This is a genomic window from Sulfitobacter sp. (genome assembly GCF_041552635.1).
In the GTDB taxonomy this organism is placed as follows: Bacteria; Pseudomonadota; Alphaproteobacteria; order Rhodobacterales; family Rhodobacteraceae; genus Sulfitobacter.
The window spans coordinates 1-1,803 of sequence record NZ_JBFEKM010000337.1 but is presented as its reverse complement, the minus strand read 5'-3'; the positions used below and the strand labels follow the sequence as shown (position 1 = coordinate 1,803).

General features: G+C 41.8%; 1 protein-coding gene. It reads left to right on the top strand.

The window, feature by feature from the left end:
- The coding region (locus ABYT07_RS20840; protein WP_372993911.1) for a hypothetical protein at positions 1–1,803 on the top strand (1,803 nt) is incomplete at both ends.

The window sequence follows — 1,803 nt, the reverse complement described above, 5'->3', positions numbered from 1 at the left end:
GCGGGGAAAGTGCTGAAAAAATTATTACAGTTACAATTAAACCTGGAATACCCCCAAATCCAGGACCTATTACCCAGGAAATAATTACCCCCATTAACAATCTTGCTATTTGTCCGGGTAGTGAAGTAAAATATTCCGTTGATGACATTCAAGATTATGGAGTAGTGAATTATACTTGGAATCTCCCTACAGGATGGAGTTTTAAAGGAACAAACAACAATACCAATGAAATTACAGTAATTGCCGGTAATTATGGTCAGAATGGTGCTATCACAGTTACTGCAACGAATTCCTGTGGAACCGGACCTACTAGTAACTTAAATGTAAATATAGATCCACCTGCACCTACAACTGTTGGGGCTATAAGCGGTGATGCACTGGTATGTTCCACAAAAACTGGATTAAACTATTCCGTGCCTGCACAGACTTCTGCAACAGGATACACTTGGACAGTTCCAGCCAACTGGGTAATTACATCTGGAAGTAATACCAATAACATAACAGTTAATGCTTCCTCCACACCGGGGAATATTACCGTAACAGCAGATAATAATTGTGGTAGTTCTCCTCCTTCAAGTTTTGCAGTGGGCGTTACTAATGCTGCGCCTCCTCAACCATTAGCAATAACTTCTAGTTTAGATGGGAATAAAAATATTTGCCCTCCTGCTAATGGAATCACTTTTAATGTTCCTGCGGTTACCGGTGCAACTTCTTACCTATGGACCCTACCTACTGCAGGCTGGGAAATTACTGCTGGGGCAGGAACTAGAAATATTACGGTAAAAGTAACCTCAGCGGCAGCTATAGGAACTCAGCAAGTGAGTGTCCAGGCTGTTAATATTTGCGGAAACAGTGCCGCATCGGTTTATACAGGAATAGAAGTTGCAAATCATATAGTTACGAATGCAGGGGCTGATATGACCGTATGTAGGACAACTAATTTTGCTCCCATTACAATAAATGCAAGTGTGCTTTTTGGAAATTCCAAATTTGATCCTAGTTTTCAAACTTCAGGGACAGGCACATTCGTTACACCTTTACCCAAGAATGAAAGCGGACCTTTCACCTATCAATATAAACCAACAGCTGCAGATCATGCAGCCGGCCAGGTTACGATTACAATGACAGTTCCAAAACCCAAAGGGAATAGCGACAATTGTGGAACGGGCGGAGGAAATAATGGAGTTGATGACATGGTCATTACCTTTAAACCCGATCCCATCGCTAGTATTTCAGGCACTTCAACCATTTGTTCAGGAAATGCAACCGATATTACTTTTACTGCCTCTCCAAATTCTATTGTTACCTATAATATTAACGGAGGAACTAATAGAACCATTCCTGTTGGAGCGAACGGAACTGCAGTCTTAGCTACAGGAAATTTGACAACGAGTACAAATTACAATTTAGTAAGTGTTGCCTATACCGGTACACTAACTTGCCCAAAAAACATTACAGGTACTGCCACTGTTACAACTACATCTCCACCAACGGCAAGCATTAGCTACGCACAACCTTTCTGCACTTCTAATTCCACGAGTCAAAATGTTACCAAATCGGGTACAGGGAATGGCACCTATTCCGCAGGAACTACTGGCTTTATAATTGACGCGCAATCTGGGGCAATAACACCTAGTGATAACCCTCCGGGAATTCATACTGTAACATTGACCATTCCTGCTTCTGGAGGATGCCCGGAATATACTACAACGACCACTGTTCAAATTATTGAAAAAGTGCAAATTACGACGCCTCCACAAAATGTTCAGGTATGCGAAGGGCAACAAGCTCAATTTAACGTAG